At 39.3% G+C, this 17,201-nt stretch carries 10 protein-coding genes; 9 read left to right on the plus strand and 1 reads right to left on the minus strand.

Translation table 11 applies throughout. The features are described from left to right. The first annotated feature begins 234 nt into the window (after positions 1-234). Genes FBD94_RS14330 through FBD94_RS14355 form a run of 6 tightly spaced genes read left to right on the plus strand, consistent with a single transcriptional unit; the run spans position 235 to position 11,579 of the window. Positions 235-3,438 (plus strand): SusC/RagA family TonB-linked outer membrane protein, encoded by a 3,204-nt coding sequence (locus tag FBD94_RS14330; RefSeq protein WP_169472311.1) that lies wholly within the window; start codon positions 235-237, stop codon positions 3,436-3,438. Between the two features lie 11 nt (positions 3,439-3,449). After that, positions 3,450-4,889 (plus strand): RagB/SusD family nutrient uptake outer membrane protein, encoded by a 1,440-nt coding sequence (locus tag FBD94_RS14335; protein ID WP_131608263.1) that lies wholly within the window; start codon positions 3,450-3,452, stop codon positions 4,887-4,889. 8 nt (positions 4,890-4,897) lie between these two features. Next, positions 4,898-5,365, plus strand: coding sequence for a hypothetical protein (locus FBD94_RS14340; protein ID WP_131608262.1), 468 nt, complete (start codon positions 4,898-4,900; stop codon positions 5,363-5,365). A gap of 11 nt (positions 5,366-5,376) precedes the next feature. Further along, positions 5,377-8,196, plus strand: coding sequence for a M16 family metallopeptidase (locus FBD94_RS14345; RefSeq protein WP_131608261.1), 2,820 nt, complete (start codon positions 5,377-5,379; stop codon positions 8,194-8,196). Between the two features lie 5 nt (positions 8,197-8,201). Then, positions 8,202-9,956: a hypothetical protein gene (locus FBD94_RS14350; protein ID WP_131608260.1), complete on the plus strand. Its 1,755-nt coding sequence runs from the start codon at positions 8,202-8,204 to the stop codon at positions 9,954-9,956. A 60-nt stretch (positions 9,957-10,016) separates the two neighbouring features. Next, entirely contained in the window at positions 10,017-11,579 is a 1,563-nt protein-coding gene (locus FBD94_RS14355; RefSeq protein ID WP_136880678.1) for a calcineurin-like phosphoesterase C-terminal domain-containing protein, read from the plus strand. A 54-nt stretch (positions 11,580-11,633) separates the two neighbouring features. Here FBD94_RS14355 and FBD94_RS14360 read toward each other — a convergent pair whose 3' ends face one another. Further along, positions 11,634-15,014 carry a DEAD/DEAH box helicase gene (locus FBD94_RS14360; protein ID WP_235884480.1) on the minus strand — a complete coding sequence of 1,127 codons (3,381 nt, stop codon included), beginning with the start codon at positions 15,012-15,014 and terminating at the stop codon, positions 11,634-11,636. A gap of 115 nt (positions 15,015-15,129) precedes the next feature. On the opposite strand from FBD94_RS14360, the gene FBD94_RS14365 reads away from it, so the two are divergent. The 3 genes from FBD94_RS14365 to FBD94_RS14375 are packed head-to-tail and all read left to right on the plus strand — an operon-like array spanning position 15,130 to position 17,200. After that, a complete protein-coding gene (locus FBD94_RS14365) occupies positions 15,130-15,501 on the plus strand; it encodes a transmembrane 220 family protein (RefSeq protein ID WP_131608257.1) in 372 nt (123 codons plus the stop codon). A gap of 5 nt (positions 15,502-15,506) precedes the next feature. Next, complete coding sequence (locus tag FBD94_RS14370) at positions 15,507-16,205, plus strand: EboA domain-containing protein (RefSeq protein WP_136880680.1); 699 nt, start codon at positions 15,507-15,509, stop codon at positions 16,203-16,205. 8 nt (positions 16,206-16,213) lie between these two features. Beyond that, positions 16,214-17,200 carry a TatD family hydrolase gene (locus FBD94_RS14375; RefSeq protein ID WP_136880681.1) on the plus strand — a complete coding sequence of 329 codons (987 nt, stop codon included), beginning with the start codon at positions 16,214-16,216 and terminating at the stop codon, positions 17,198-17,200. Position 17,201: the final 1 nt, after the last annotated feature.

Below are 17,201 nucleotides of genomic sequence, written 5' to 3' on the forward strand. Positions count from 1 at the left end.
CTAAAACCTAAACCACATGAAATAAACTTTTACTAACCCAAAAAACTTAAGAACAGACATAAAAAATCCGGGAACACGCCAATGTTCCCGGACAAATCGTGTGGCCGTACTTATTTGATCGCTATCTAATTCAACCAATTTTTCAAAACCAACACATACAAAAATATGAAACAAATCCTTCTCGGCAAGTGTGCGAGAAAATGTAGGTCATTTAATAGAAAACTACTATTAGTTATGAGGTTAACTATTTTCTTATTAACGATTGGCTGCCTGGCTGCACAAGCTTCAGGTTATGCCCAAAAAGTAAACCTATCAGTGCGTAATGCAGGTATAGAAAGCGTGTGCGTAGATATTAAAAAACAAACAGGCTTCTTTTTTCTATATGATGCTGCTGTACTAAAAAAATCAGGGAAGGTTAGCCTGGAACTAAAAAATGTAGATCTGAGAGATGCGCTACAGCAATTAACATCAGGGAAAGCGCTTGATTATAAAATCATAGACAAAACAGTAATTATTTCTGAAACGAAGACAAGCATAAATGCTAACCAGGAAGAAATCATTGTCAAAGGAACTGTAAAATCAAAGGAAGGTCCCGGCCAGTCTGAAACGATGCTTCCAGGTGTGGTGGTTACCGTAAAAGGCACAAAGAAAGCTGTGGCTACAAATGGAAATGGGGCTTATTCTATTCAGGCGCCTGCCAATGGTACATTGATATTCTCGATGATAGGTTATGGAACTAAAGAAGTAGCCATCAATGGGAACAAGACAATTGATGTAATAATGATGGAAACTGCCAGCGATCTTAATGAAGTTATCGTTACAGCTTACGGTACATCTGAGAGAAAAGAAAACCAAATTGGTAGCGCTTTCGTGGTAACGAGCAAAGATTTGGAAAGAAAACCACTAGATAGAATTGATGCCTTACTGGAAGGCCTTGTTCCAGGCCTGCAATATGGGATTCAAGATGGGGCTGACAATACGAGTAGCGGCAGACCTAGGTTTCAAACAAGAATACGAGGCGAAGCATCTTTTGGTGCATCTAACGAGCCACTATGGGTTTTAGATGGAATCCCTTTAAATACAGGAAATCAAACCAACATGATTCTTGGTGTAAATACAAGTATTAGTCCATTAACCTATTTAAACCCAAGCGACATTGAATCAGTAGTGGTATTAAAAGATGCTACGGCAACTTCCATTTATGGAGCAGACGGATCAAATGGAGTAGTATTAATTACCACCAAAAAAGGTAAATCTGGTGAAAAAAAATTAAGCTATAGCTTTAGAACCGGACTGAACCTCATCAATAATAAACGCTTTCACGTACTTAATGCCGATGATTATAGGGAACTCTATATTGAATCATATAAGAACAACCCGGCCTTAGACCAATCTAAATTACCAGATTTAGGCACGACCAACACCGATTGGTATGACGAATTTTTCCGGACAGGAGTAAACACTTCGCATAATCTTTCCTTCTCTGGAGGTTATAAAAACACCAAGTATTATATTTCTGGTGGTTACTATAATGAAAAACAGATTATGATCAAAAATCAAGTCGAAAGGCTTTCCGCCAGGATTAACTTAGATCAAAAAATCAATAACTCCATTGATCTATTTTTTAGAGTAGGTGTTTCCAGGAATATTAATGACATCTTTAATCCAGGCAGTAGTTATTACATAAACAGACCGATAGACAGCCCATATCTACCCGATGGATCTTTCGTAGCCGCATTTTACAATAAACTCCGTGAAGCAAACTATGACGATAACACACAGAAAGCAAATGTGGTCAACGGAAATATTGGTGGTACTTTTAAAATTTTATCTGGACTTAGCTTTACAAGTACCAACGGAATAGACTATAGCAAGATCAAAGAGAATATTTATGGCTCTATGTTTTCTAATAGCAATAAGGACGAAGGTAAAGCAACATTTGCAAGAAGCAGGTCTTTTAACTGGAACAGCCAGCAACGCCTTAATTTCGATAAAACCATTAACCAGCATGATTTCTCAGCACTACTTGGTGCCGAAGCAAGAAGTGACGATAGGGCATCAAACTCTCTAACCGGATTTGGCTTTGAAAACGATGATATTCGGGATCCAAATTATGCAACTAGAATCACCCCAACTTTTTCAGGTGAACAGAAAACAGGCATTTCTTATTACGGACAGCTCAGATACACTTTATCCAAAAAATACAGTTTACTGGGTAGTTTCCGTAGAGATGGCAATTCGGATTTTGGCGTTGACGTGAAATGGGCAACCTTCAATTCGGTAGGTGCCTCATGGACTATCAGCAACGAAGAATTCTGGAAAATCAAACAATTTGATTTTGCCAAAATCAAATTAAGCTATGGTACCAATGGTAATTCACGAATGGGTTCGTACAAAGCAAAAGGAATTTATAACTTAAATGTAATCGGCAGTAGTTACAACGATATAGATGGCGCAGTAATGGCCAGTGGAGAAAACCCAGTATTATCCTGGGAGACTACCTATATCTTAAATGGAGGAATTAGTATAGGTCTATTTAAAAGAGTATCCCTAGACTTGGACATATACAGAAAAACAACTAAAGGACTGCTGGATGAAGTTGATGTTACCCGTACTACCGGTTTTACAAGCATTGACCAAAATATCGGATCGGTGAGAAACAGTGGAATTGAAATGAATTTAATTACCCAAAATATCCAGAATAAAGACTTTCAGTGGACAACAAATTTTAACATTGCACGAAATACAAACAAAATACTAAAGCTATACAACAACAATACTAAGGTATTGGACAAAACGATCAGAGAAGTTGGAAAAGATGCCAATACCTTTTACTTGGTACGTTGGGCAGGTGTAGATCCTCGAGATGGTGGCCCGCTTTGGTATGATGACCGTGGCAATATCACCAAAGCATTTGATTTAGCCAACCGCGTTACAGTGGGTTCATCAACACCCGATTTTTTTGGCGGTATGACCAATACTTTTCAATATAAATCTATTACTTTATCGGCTTTATTGGTTTACAATGTTGGTGGCTATTCTTTCAGCACACTACAACGTGATTCTGAATCCGATGGGCGTAACCTTGCCGACAACAATCAGTCTACCAACCTATTGGATCGCTGGAGAGAGCCTGGAGACTTAAGCAATATACCTAAAAGCGCATTAGGTATCAATGAAAACAACGCGCGGAACTCTACTCGTTTCCTGCATAAAAAAACCATCTTACGCTTAAGCAACATTAGTATGAACTACACTTTACCTAAGCAGTTCATCAAACATATTCATCTGAATGGTGCAAATGTTTACCTGCAAGCAGATAATGTTGGTTCTTGGACGCCATACACCAGCAAATCGGATCGTAACGATTACAAAAACTCATTCACCCCATATCCACAGCCACTTGTACTTTCATTTGGTTTAAATGTTAGTTTATAAAAGAAAATGTGATGAAAAAAATTAGCTATACTTTAACCCTGCTTACCCTTGTGTCTATCACATTGACTTCCTGCAAAAAGTTCTTAGAAAGAGAACCCTTTGGAAAAACAGGAAAAAACACCCTGTTTGAAACCGTAAATGGTGCTAAACTAGCCATTAATGGATCATACAATGTAATGCTTAACTATTATAAAAATGAATTCGGCATGTATGCCGATGTGGCCTCCGATAACCTCATCCGTGGAACCAGCTCTACGGTTATGTTGCCACAGTTTAACTTTCAGAGTATAATCGGTGACGATGCTTTTGCCGTTGGACATATCTGGTTGAACATCTACGAAGCAATAAACAATGTAAACAACGTTTTAAATGCTATTCCTGAACTAAAAACAAAATTCCCGGATCAAACAAAAACACTCGATTCCCTTACCGCTCAAGGGCTGGTTATGAGGGCATTGTGTCATTTCGACTTGAGCAGGATTTATGCACAACCTTACAATTATACCGCAGATGCCTCACATTTGGGCATACCAGTCTTAACTAAAACGCCTAGTCCAGGTGAACTAGTTCCCAGAAAAGCGATGAAGCAAACATACGATCAGATTCTTTTAGACCTGAATAATGCTTTACCGTTGTTGCAGCAATATGCAAATCACACCACCCCATCCACCATTAGCTATCAAGCTGCCTTGGCTTTGCTTTCTCGCGTATATCTATATCAGGGAGACTGGGAAAAAAGTGTAGCCAATGCGACTCTGGTCATTAATGACAATCGTAACCACCTTGCTGTTGCAGCTGATTACAAATATGTATTTCTTGTGGGTGGTAATAAACCTGAAAGTATTTTCGAGTTAACCAATTCCGGACTTTCAGCTTCCTCAACAAACATCTATACTGTATTTTCTGACACTACCAACGCCTCCTATCTCATTTCCGCAAAAGCAAAATTCTTATTTGATGATGATGACATCCGATTAACGAACATGTTTCTTACCCCTAAAAATGGAAACAATAAGGGAAGATTAATCACCACCAAATATGCAGATGGAAGAGTAAGCGCCTTAAAACCACCACTTATACAGATTATCCGCTTATCAGAGCTTTACTTAAATCGTGCTGAAGCCAATTGGAACTTAAAAAAATACCCCGAAGCAGCAGAAGATTTGCGTATCATTTCACAAAGGGCTCACCCAACTAAAACTATCACCATCAACTATGGCTCAGCTGCAGATCTATATAAACAAATCGCTGATGAAAGGAACCGCGAACTCTGCTTTGAAGGTCATCGTTTATTTGATATTGTTAGACGCAAAGAACCCCTAATACGAGGTTCAGATTGTAATGCCACAGTATGTAGCCTTACTTACCCTAACGATAAATTTATTTTACCGATACCGGGTAAAGAGGCAGAAGCAAACAAAGCAATTATTCAAAATCCGGGCTTTAACTAATTAAGAAAATGAAACAAATAATAACATATTTATTAGCCTCTGTCACCCTACCGGTATTATTCCTTATGGCTTCATGTTCTAAAGAGAATGTGCCCTATGACACCCCATTTGTTCATATCAATTTTGAAAACAAAAGTTTAATTGAAGTACTGAGTAACCGCAAGGATACGGTAGATTATATGGTTTACCTCAGCTCGGAACTATTATTTGAACCTGTTGATGTTCAATATGAAATTAAACTTGGCGATGGGCTTCAAGAGGGACGTGACTTTGTGCTCTTAAACAAAAGCACAAACCTTAATTTCCCACAAGGAATATTTGAACGCTCTGTTCGTATTGCATGGAAGGATGTTCCAGTAGACCCCGCAAAGGACAACCGTCTCACCATAAATTTAATCAGTAACAGTAAAAATTTCATCCTTGGTCTTCCGGGGCCTGATCAACTACAAAAACAATTGATTATCACCAAAAAATAAGGAGGAGACGGATGAGGAACAAAATAAATTTTATAGTATTAACGCTGGCGGCGTTGGGAATTTTAAATTCCAACATTTACGCCCAGCAATTACAGCAAGATCCTAACCTCGTAAAAGGGAAACTTAAAAACGGTTTTACCTATTACATTTACAAGAGCGACAAAACGAAGGGAAACTCAGTATTAAGGTTGTTTTTAAACGCAGGTTCTTTACAGGAAGAACCTGATCAGTTGGGTTTAGCCCACTTTATTGAACACATGGCTTTTAACGGAACTAAGCATTATTCAAAAAATGATGTGATTGAGTTTCTGGAATCCAAAGGTGTAAAATTTGGTGCAGACCTAAATGCGCACACCAGTTTTGATGAAACAGTTTATAAGATCAGCATCAATACCAAGGATGAGAAAAACCTGGAGAAATCTATAGACATTATGGCGGACTGGGCATTTGGAGTAACTTTCGACAGCCATGAAATAGATAAGGAACGAGGTGTGGTAATTGAAGAATGGCGCAGCAAGCAAGGGGCAGCGAACCGTTTAAGAGAGCAGTACTTGCCCGTACTATTTAATAAATCAAGATATGCCGAACGCTTACCTATTGGTAAAGTAGATATACTGAAAAGCTTTAAGCGCCAGACTATCGTTGATTTTTATGAGAAATGGTACCGTCCGGATCTAATGTCGATTGCCATTGTAACCGATATTGATCCTAAAAAAGTAGAGGAGTATATTAAAACCGAATTTAACCAGTATAAGGCTAAAAGCAAATCTCCAAGGCTTTATTACGAATTGCCTGCACACCGAGATACCTTGTTTTCTATTCTTACAGATAAAGAAGCCAATGCAATAGAACTAAGTGTCTTCAATAAGATCAAATCATTTAACTCCATTAAAACCGAGCAGGATTACAAAGATCAATTGATCAGGACATTTTTTAATGCTTTGGCCAAAAGTCGGTTTAGCAGAGTATCCCAATTGCAAAATGACTTTAAAGAGGGCAGCTTCTCGGTTAGCAATATTGTATTAAAGAACGGCATCGTCTCGGGTGGAGCATCCTTATACCATGATAAGGTTAAGGAAGGAATTGCCCAATACTTAACCGAAGCCCAACGGATATGCCGTTACGGTTTGACCAACGATGAGGTTAACAAATATAGAGACGAATACATTGCTGCAATTAAACGCTCAGTAGCTGCAGAAGATAAAACTGCTGGCGAGACCTATATGAACGAGATTCATGATGTCTTTTACAATGGAAGTACCATGCTGGCAAAAGAAGAGCGCAACAGACTTGCTTTAAAATATGCCCCACAGATTGATTCACTTACTTTATTGAATTTCTTAAGATCGGTAAACAAAGCCGGCAATACAGTAGTCTTACTTACAGCTCCAGAAAAGGATAAGGCAAATTTACCTAGCCAAACGGCTTTAAAGGCTATGTTTGCTAAAGCTGCCACTGAGCAGGTTGCTTCATGGACAGATCAGATTACTGTTCCCGCTAAATTGCTTGCACAAGAACCCGTAACAGGAAAAGTAGTTAAAGAAGAACTGCTTTCGGCTATTGGTGTCACCAAATGGACTTTGGCCAATGGCACCATTGTTTACCTGAAACCAACTGCAGAGCGAAAAAACTATATTTCCTTATCCGGTTTTAGGAAAGGTGGCATTTATGCACTTGACTCTTCACAGTATGTAACGGCACAATTTGTTAAACCGGTAACCGGTTTAAGTGGCGCTGGTGATTTTAGTCGCCGTGCCTTGACTCAGTTTCTTACCGGAAACTCAGCCTCCGCTACATTGGTTCTTTCCAGTTCAAGGGAAGGTGTAGTGAGCAGTGCCGACTGGAAAGATGCTAAAACTATGTTTCAGTTGATATACCTGAAATGGATGTACCCAAATGCCGATCCAATCACTTTTGAACAAGCAAAGCGTCAATCGTTGGAGCAGCTTGAAAATAACAAACTATCACCAAATTACACTTACACCAAAGCCATTAGCGAATTATTAAAAGGTGATGATGATTATGCATCAGAGATGTCCGCAGAAAGGCTAAGCAAGGAAGCGCACTTAAAAAACGTTATTCCTATTTTTAAAAGCCGTTTTGGTTCTGCTAAGGACTTTCAGTTTGTAATTGTTGGGGGCTTTAACCTGGACAGTATTAAACCTTTAATAGAACAATACATTGGAGGGTTACCTGCCGGGGATTACAACAATAAGTTCGAGTATAAAGGCCCTGTTGGCGGCAGTTCTGCAAAAGATATATTGATCTATGCAGGTGCCGCTCCAAAAAGCACAGTAAACCTTTTCCACCAAAGCAATAAGGTAAATTATGATTATCCAGATATTTTGGTACAAACGATGTTACAAGAAGTTTTAAAAGTAAAGTTACGTTTAAACCTTCGCGAGAAAAACTCAGGTGTATATGGAGTAGGTGTATCTATTTCTTCAACTAGCGTGCCCAATCCTTTAATCCGTGCAAGAATTTCTTTCAGTTGCGCTCCTGAATCAACAGATTTTCTGATTAAACAGGCACAAATTGAAGTTAAAAAGGTTGCCGATAATCCAGCTTATTTTGCCAGTGACCTAACTAACATCAAGGTACAGCAAATCGACGGATACAAGAAACAAGCAGATAAAAATCTCTTTTGGAGTTCGGCCCTAAGAAATCAGTTTTATTTCGGTTTTAAGGACTACAGCTATTTCAATGATTTCGAAAATATGATCAATAAAATCACTCCGGCAATGGTTGCTGATTATGCTAAAAAGTATCTAATAGATACCCCTGGGATTAAAGCCGTACTGTTGCCTGAAAATTTTAAGACACTAAACTAATTGTTATGAAGACTATTAAAAATATCACAACCCTATTCCTGCTTATTGTAGTTGGCCTTAATAGCGGTTGTAAAAAAGATCCTGTTATGTATGGCAAAGGAATCGAATCTTTTAAATTCATTGTTAAAGGTGCATCAAATACGGAAACGGAATACCCAGGTGTAATCTCAGGTGACGAAATTATAGTAGCACTGCCAACTGAAATTGATGTTACGAATCTGAAAGCCAGCTTTACGATAGATAACCCACGTACAATTGTACAGGTTGACGCTAAAGTCCAGGAATCAGGTATTTCTGAACAGGATTTTAGTCAACCTATATCGTATAAAGTAAAAGCTGAAGACAAAAGCACAAGAAGTTATTCAGTTCGGATAGAGAAGAAAATTGCCCTTCAATCTTTCGGATTCTTTAAGGCTGATAACCCAGGTGTCCTTGAAGAGGATTATCAGGCTGTAATCAGAGGCTTAACCATTGACATTTCCGTTCATGAAACCATTGATTTAACAAAATTGGTAGCAAGGTTTCAAACTACAACTGGATCTACCTTAAAAGTAGGCCCCATAAACCAGGAAAGCAAAGTAACATCCAATAATTTCGGGAATCCTGTGGTATATAGCTTTACTGATGCAGGCCTACCAGCCCCACTAAATTTTAATGTGCAACTTTCATTTATAGGTCCAAAATGGTGGATAATCGGTGAGAAAAGCATTGTTCCTTTCAAAACAAACGGAATTAAACTGGCAATACACCCTTTCAGCAAAATGCCGTATGTAACCTATTACAAGGGACCAAGCGATGATGCCGGCGTAACTGTTCCAGACTCATTAAGAAGGGTTGGTGTCATCAGTTATAACGGAACAGGATGGGAAAATCTGGGCAAAGTGACAGGAATTTCTCCCGGTAAAGCTGATGAACCAGTCATAGATTTTGGTGAAGAGGGCACCCCATACTTAGGATACAAAGACTATTTCAATTCTGACGAGAGAGCTACCGTAAAAAAATATGTAAATGATACATGGATAAATGTGGGAACAGAAAGATTTACACCAATGAAAGCTGACAAATACTCATTTGCAATTGGTGAAAACAATCAACCTATCATTGCACTATCTATTCAGACTACCCCAGGATTCACAAGGAGGTCCTTGTATGTGTCCAATTATACAAACGGAATATGGGGCAACGTAACTCCTGCTACCGCCAATCCTTTGTTAATAGCTTGTAGGATATTTAGAGGATTAAACGGGAAAACATACCTAGCTATCCTCGATAGAAGCTCCAACGTAAGCATGTTCAAGCTCGTGGGCAACACCTGGCAGCCCGTTGGCCCCGTAGGATTCAGGGCTTCCGATGGACTACCTGGTTACACCTCAGTAATAGGAGCAGTGGCCACAGATGGCACAGCCTATATTGGTTTTCAAACTGTATCCTCCAGTCAGCGTTTAAACAGGATTATGAAATTCAACGGTACAAACTGGGTAGAAATAGGATCAGCCGGAAGCAGTCAGGATCAGGATGAAAAATACGCACTCGCTATAGCTCCAGATGGTAAATTATATTTCGCTTATGCCAATACAACGGGACTTTACATGAGGACTTTAAACACCATCACCAATAACTGGAATACACCAAGAATTGTCATTTCCGGAAAGGTTAATGCATTCGACATGAAGGTGGCATCAGATGGCATCCCTTACCTTGCCTTAAGCGCTAACAGTGACGGTAGAATATCCGTTTATAAATACACAAATACGAAATAATATCTCTGCTTTTCATGGGTGCCTAAAAAACACCCATGAATACTTTTAAATCCTATTTAAATGAGAAAATTTAGTTTCTTCATTCTTATACTTACATCCTTCTCCCTACACGCCCAAACCACAGCCTCTGGCTACGTATTTAACGACACAAACGGAAATGGCAAAAGAGATCAAACAGAAAAAGGTATCCCTAACGTCTCGGTAACCAACGGACAGGAAGTTGTCCGCAGCAATAGCAAAGGTTTTTACCAATTACCTATTGGCAACGACAACATCATTAGCGTAATTAAACCTACCGGTTATCAGGTGCCATTAAACGCAGATAACCTACCTCAATATTATTACATCCACAAACCACAAGGCTCACCAATTTTAAAATACAAAGGAGTGCCACCTACAGGCCCTCTGCCAAAATCTATTGATTTTGCCCTAAAACCATCAACAGAAAAAGACAACTATACTGCACTTATTTTTGGCGACCCACAAGTATATAACCAGGAGCAGGTAGATTACTTTGTACGCGATGTAATTACCGAAGTGGAAGGCATTAAAGATGTCTCCTTTGGTATCAGCATGGGCGACGAAGTAGGCGATAAGCTTGATCTGTTTCCGGCTTATACTGCCGCGGTAAAACGCGTAGGGATCCCATGGTACAACATGATGGGTAACCACGACCTAGATGCTGATGCAACTACTGATTCTTTATCTGATGAATCTTTTGAGGCTCATTTTGGTCCCACCACCTATGCTTTCAATTATGGAAAAGTACATTTCATTGTACTCGATGATGTATTATATCCAGACCCACGCGACGGACGTGGCTATTACGGCGGTTTAAGAGAAGATCAACTGAAATTTGTAGAAAATGATTTGAAGCATGTCCCTAAAGACTACCTGATTGTAATGACGATGCATATTCCCATGAGTGAGCCTGAATTTCTTTTCAGTTCGTCCACCAGAAAAAGATTATTCAATGCCATTAAAGATTTCCCAAATACACTTTCCATTTCCGCACATACCCATATGCAGCGTCAGGATTTCTATGTGAAAGGTACAGAATGGCTTCAGGATAAACCCCACCATCATTTTAATATCGGAACAGCTTCGGGAGATTTTTATTCCGGCCTTAGCGACAAAAACGGCACACCCATTTCTACCATGCGTGATGGAACGCCTAAAGGCTACGGCTTTATTCATTTTAAAGGAAACCAATATGTAATCGATTATAAAGTCGCAGGTAAAGATGCTGCAGAGCAAATGAGAATCACAGCACCTGAAAAACTAAAACGGAATAGTGATACGCTAGCCTATGTCTATGTGAATTTTTACACGGGTGCTAAAAATGACAAAGTACAATACCGTATAGATGGCAACCAATGGAAAAACCTGGAACAAAGCATGGAATTTGATCCATTCTATCTTGCAGAAGTGGCGACATGGAAAAGCATATCCGATAAAAAACTGAAAGCAAGAAGACCATCTAACCCTGCAAAAAGCACGCACTTGTGGAAAGGTCAAATTGCAACCAACTTATCAGCTGGCGAACATACTATAGAAGTAAAAGCTACCGATATGTTTAACCGCCCCTTTACACAAAAACGCAGTTTTGTGATTACAGAATAATTATCAGAACTTAATAAGGCGAGGGTATAAACAAGTACTTATACCCTCGCTTTATTAAAACAATCCCAGCAAATCCTTTTTCGATAGCGTCTTATAGATAGATGTTTCCGTTTTGATCAGGTCATCTACCAAATCCTTCTTGGTGTTTTGCAGCTTCAAGATCTTATCTTCAATGGTATCCGGACAAATTAACCGTACAGCAACCACATTCTTTTCCTGCCCTATTCGGTAAGTACGATCAATAGCTTGATTTTCTACTGCAGGATTCCACCATGGATCTACAATGTAAACATAATCGGCCTTAGTCAAGTTTAACCCTACCCCACCAGCTTTTAAGCTAATCAGAAATACGCGGACCTCAGGATTATCCTGAAATGAAGCCACTGCTCCTGCTCTATTCCTGGTTTGTCCAGTCAGGTACTCATGGGCAATGCCCCGTTCATAAAGCTCCTTCCTGATCAGGTCAAGCATCCCCACAAACTGCGAGAAAACCAATATCTTATGGTTCGGCGATTTATTTTCTATCTGTTCCAGCAATGTTTCCATCTTAGAAGAAGCATTGCCATAAAACTTATCGTCTTTTAGCAATTCGGCCGAATTACAAATCTGTCGCAATCTGGTGATGCCCTGCAAAATATGCATACTGCTTTTTTGCAACTCATCCTCCGCAACACCTTCTATATAATCTTTGATATCCTGCACCGCAGCCTCATACACCGTTCGCTGCTCAGTACCCATTTCGCAATAAATCACCATTTCCGTTTTATCCGGCAATTCTTTTGCCACCTGCTCTTTAGTTCTGCGCAGAATAAAAGGGCTAATCCTTTGCTGTAATTCCTTTGCACGCTTTGTCTCCTTAAACTGATCAATAGGTACAGAGTACAATTCTTTAAACTGCTGCTTGCTCCCCAGTAATCCCGGACAGGCAAACGACATCTGTCCATACAAATCAAAAGTATTATTCTCTATCGGCGTACCCGTTAAAGCGACTTTGTTCCGAGACTGTAAAAGCCGTACTGCCTTGTAACGCTGAGAATCAGGGTTTTTAATCGTCTGCGACTCATCCAAAAACACATAATTAAACCTATAGGCTTTCAGAAAGTTGATATCAGCCAATAAAGTTCCGTAAGAAGTAAGAATAAGCTCGTATTGATCAAATTCATGACTATTTTTCAACCTGTCGGCACCATAAATGGTCCGTATTTTAATAGAAGGGGCAAATTTAGCAACCTCTGCCTGCCAGTTAAAAATTAAAGAAGCTGGCACCACAACCAGATTGGTGTTATGTGCCGATTTCTCCCTTTGAGTAAGTATAAAAGCAATGATTTGGATGGTTTTACCCAATCCCATATCATCAGCCAAACAGGCCCCGAAATTAAAATCATCCAGAAAGTTAAGCCAATTTACCCCATCGTGCTGGTATCCCCGCAACTCTGCATTTAAGGTATCTGGTATTTTTACCGGAATAATACTTTCCGGCCCAGATAATTTCCCACGATACATCGCCAGCTGATCTTTTACCGCTTCATCAAAAAGCTGCTCTTCATACAACTCCGCGATCATATTGTAATTGATCTTATGTGTATGAATAGTATCATCAACCACCTCTCCGGCACTAAAGTAACTGGTAAATTTCTCTACCCACTCATCCGGCAAAATCCCCATCGTTCCATCATCCAGCTTGATAAATTTACTCTTGTTGCGGATAGATTTGTGTAGGTGTTTTAAAGAGATGGCCTCACCATTATATTCAACTTTTGCAACCGTCTCAAACCAATCAATACCACTAATCACCTTAATCGATATATCAGCTTTAAACTGACTCAGGTTATTATTATTCAACTTATTGAAGCCCATAATGGTAATACCTTTACTTCGCCAAGCCTCAAAAGCATCTAAAAACCATCCTATATCCAGGAAATGTTTGCGGTGCATATAAAAGCAATCCATTTTCATTTCCTCATCCAATTGTTCTTCAAAAAAGGGATGTTGTTTCGCAATATTGGATACAAATTGCAGCTCTTGCTCTTCGTCTCTACGCAATTTAAATGTATTCCCATATTTATCCTTCCCAATGATTTGTTTTCTAGAAAGCACAGGGATTTCGGTATTGCTGTAACGCATTACAGGCGTAATCAGCACAAAATCTTCCGACTCGGATAAATAAATCAGTTGCTCATTTTCCAGGTCATACCCCTTTTCTTCGATCTGCGTTTTTGTAGCTGGTTTTAAATACGAATAATTGATTTTAACCTTCTCTTCCAACTTCGAAAGAATAGTTTCATAAAACTCATCAAACTTCGATTTATGAATCAGCATCTTATCATAATGCTTTTTAAAGAAATCAATTACCCGTAAAAAAGCAGGATTATCAATCAGGTATAAGTTGTTATCTAACCGAATAAAATAATGGTGCTTAATCACCAAATCCTCGATGGCTAGCGACTGTCCATCCAACATCAACCTACCCGACACCTCATAAAAATCCCCCTTTTCATTAACAGACAAAATCAGGTCGATACCGAGTACATTAAGTTTTACCCTAGTGATGGAACTAGCCGATATATTGGGCGACACCTTGCTGTCGTGCATGTAGATATCCAACCCTAGCGGATTTTTAGCCAAGGCCTTTAAGCCTTCCAAATCAGATTCAGAAGCCTCTGCATTATAATTGTTCTGAAACTTTAATATCCCGTTTAGGAATTTTAATTCGCTGCTATTTTCTGATCGCCAGATCATCTCTGATGGATCAAGGCTTTTTAAAGGGTTCTTTATCTTACCATCCTTGCTCGCCAAACCTTCGTAAAGGGATACAGTTAGGTGACTGTAAAAACGATGCTGACTAAAAACAACTATCGTTTTTACATCCTTCTTAATTAAACCGCCTGCTGATATTGGCCATTCTTTAGCTGGCAGCAGCGCCTCGCCGAGTTCCTGCTTCGTTTTTTTATTAATTGGAAATAAGGCTTTCACTTTGGGGCTGATCTCCAGCGCACCTTTTATATAATCGATCTGAAAATGATCATCCAGGTGCCCCTCATTTTCCAGTCCGTAATCAATTGCAAATTCTTTCAGCTTTTTAGACCGCAGAGTTTCATCAAAAAACAAGCGCAAGGGCTGCCGGTTCATGATGTTGTACAATACTTTGGCCTGGTACTCACACAATCCATTACTGCCCGACATACAGGTACATGACAACATTACCCGATCCCTGGTTTGGGTAATGGTTACCACCTGACTAGTCATCGAAACAGATGTATCATTAAAAACCGAGAAGTTTACCGCAATCTCCATTGGCGAAAGCTCATAAAACCCCTTCACTCCTGTATCCGCACCAACTTTACTATGTTTTAATATCTCCGATATGGTTAATGCCGAAATGTTAAAATTCGCTAAAGTATAATCATGTGTTAGGGCATTGATTTCTTTCTCCACCTGCAATTCTTAATGTAATCAATAAAAAAACTAAAATACGCTACGATACTTCTAAATCGATTTAATAATCTGTTTATTTGTATATACTAAACACACAAATATAAACTTCATTGTTATGCTACTGAGTATTTTAAACTCCATTTTTTGCATTGCCTTTATTTTATTCGCTTATGTAAACCTAAATGATAGTGATTCCTGGCTCTGGGTACCGATTTATATGATTGCATCCATCTGTTGTGGATTTGCCGTATTTAATCATTTTTACCCTACTGTGTACCTTGCGGCCATATCCTTCTATGTGATTTATGCTATAATCTTATTTTTTGTTAAAGATGGTGTACGAGACTGGATACTACGCTATAAAAGGCCTAGCCTGGTAGAAAGTATGCAGGCTACAAAACCTTATATAGAGAAAACCAGAGAATTTTTCGGCTTACTAATCATTAGCGGAGCGCTTGCAATTAACTATTTTGTAGCTGTTAACTAAGTAAAATGCCTGTAATAGATATAAATCTGTATAAACTTTTCCAGCAAATCATTAAACGAAACCTAAGCAGTGATGCCTGGGACTGGCTGGAAAAAAAGATCAATTTAGTAAAGGCTGAAGAAAGGTCAATGCAACTGAATCTTAGCTTTTCTCAGCTTTCAAGATTAACAGGAAGGAATATTGTTGAGCTAAATAGTAATGAAGTAACAGAGATCAACCTATCCATGTCCGGTCTGGAGCTTAATAACTGGACAATCGACAGGCTGTGTCGCGTTTGGCTTTTGATGCAAGTCCCGGCAGGAGACAAAGAAAACTATTTAAAAAAGATTAACGGCTTATTTGCGACTGCAGAGATGAATGAACAAGTAGCGTTATATTCTGCCCTACCCTTTTATTGTTACCCCGAAGAATGGATTGCAAGATGCGAAGAAGGGATAAGAAGTAACATAGGAACCGTATTAGAGGCCATTATGTACCACAATCCCTATCCCGCTAAATTCCTATCCACACCTTCATGGAACCAACTGGTGCTTAAAGCCTTTTTTACTGAAAAAGAGGTGGACAAAATCTACGGACTTTACGAAAGAATAAACCCTGCCCTGTCTGAAACCTTAATGGATTATATACAGGAACGTTTGGCTGCGCATAGAACTGTAGCACCAGAGATTTATCAATTGACACAACAAATGAACCCACAAATATAAAATGAACTATGTGCTGTAATGAGAATTTTGAGGAAAGAAACAAGGGCGAAAAAATACAAACTACCCTTGACCTGAACGATATCAGCGGAATGAAGTTCTTCGATCCGCATGTACACATGACCTCCCGAACTACGGATGATTATCAGGCCATGGCCGATGCCGGTATTGTAGCCCTGATAGAACCTGCCTTTTGGCTTGGACAACCGCGAACCGGTGTAGACAGCTTTACCGATTATTACAGTAGCCTGATTGGTTGGGAAAGATTTAGGTCATCGCAATTTGGCATTAAACACTACTGCACAATAGGACTAAACTCCCGTGAAGCCAACAATGAAAAACTGGCTGAGCAGGTCATGGAAATTTTGCCGCAGTTTATTTTTAAAGAAGGTGTAGTCGGAATCGGCGAAATTGGCTTTGATGATCAGACCGCAGCTGAAGAGAAATATTATCGACTGCAACTGGATCTTGCCCTTGAAGCTGGCCTTCCGGTACAAATTCATACCCCACACCGCGATAAGAAAAAAGGAACACAACGGAGCATGGACATAGCCATCGAACAGGGTTTGGCACCACATATGGTCATTGTAGACCATAACAATGAGGAAACGGTAAAAGAAGTACTCGATAGAGGCTTTTGGGCTGCCTTTACCATTTACCCTTTTACAAAAATGGGAAATGAACGTATGGTAGAAGTGGTTAAACAGTATGGATCGGAAAGAATCATGATCAATTCTGCTGCCGATTGGGGCATTAGCGATCCTTTGGCTATTCCTAAAACTGCCGCTTTAATGAAAAGATCGGGCATTAGCCTTGCCGATATTGAGCTAGTTACTTATCGCAATGCCATTACCGCATTTGCGCAAAGTGGACAAATCAATGAAGATGACTTTACTACGATTAAAAATATTGATCAAAGTCAGAAGTTTGCAAGCAACTCCATCCTACGTGGGGGGCAACAACCAAGAGTAGACAAGAATTCAATCATTATTTCATAAT

The organism is Pedobacter hiemivivus (assembly GCF_005144565.1).
Lineage (GTDB): Bacteria > Bacteroidota > Bacteroidia > Sphingobacteriales > Sphingobacteriaceae > Pedobacter > Pedobacter hiemivivus.

Excerpts from the sequence above, each read along its gene's own strand:
- FBD94_RS14375 (WP_136880681.1), top strand. The coding sequence starts at position 16,214 with ATGTGCTGTAATGAGAATTTTGAGGAAAGAAACAAGGGCGAAAAAATA.
- FBD94_RS14365 (WP_131608257.1), top strand. The coding sequence starts at position 15,130 with ATGCTACTGAGTATTTTAAACTCCATTTTTTGCATTGCCTTTATTTTA.
- FBD94_RS14370 (WP_136880680.1), top strand. The coding sequence starts at position 15,507 with ATGCCTGTAATAGATATAAATCTGTATAAACTTTTCCAGCAAATCATT.
- FBD94_RS14345 (WP_131608261.1), top strand. The coding sequence starts at position 5,377 with ATGAGGAACAAAATAAATTTTATAGTATTAACGCTGGCGGCGTTGGGA.
- FBD94_RS14335 (WP_131608263.1), top strand. The coding sequence starts at position 3,450 with ATGAAAAAAATTAGCTATACTTTAACCCTGCTTACCCTTGTGTCTATC.
- FBD94_RS14350 (WP_131608260.1), top strand. The coding sequence starts at position 8,202 with ATGAAGACTATTAAAAATATCACAACCCTATTCCTGCTTATTGTAGTT.
- FBD94_RS14330 (WP_169472311.1), top strand. The coding sequence starts at position 235 with ATGAGGTTAACTATTTTCTTATTAACGATTGGCTGCCTGGCTGCACAA.
- FBD94_RS14340 (WP_131608262.1), top strand. The coding sequence starts at position 4,898 with ATGAAACAAATAATAACATATTTATTAGCCTCTGTCACCCTACCGGTA.
- FBD94_RS14355 (WP_136880678.1), top strand. The coding sequence starts at position 10,017 with ATGAGAAAATTTAGTTTCTTCATTCTTATACTTACATCCTTCTCCCTA.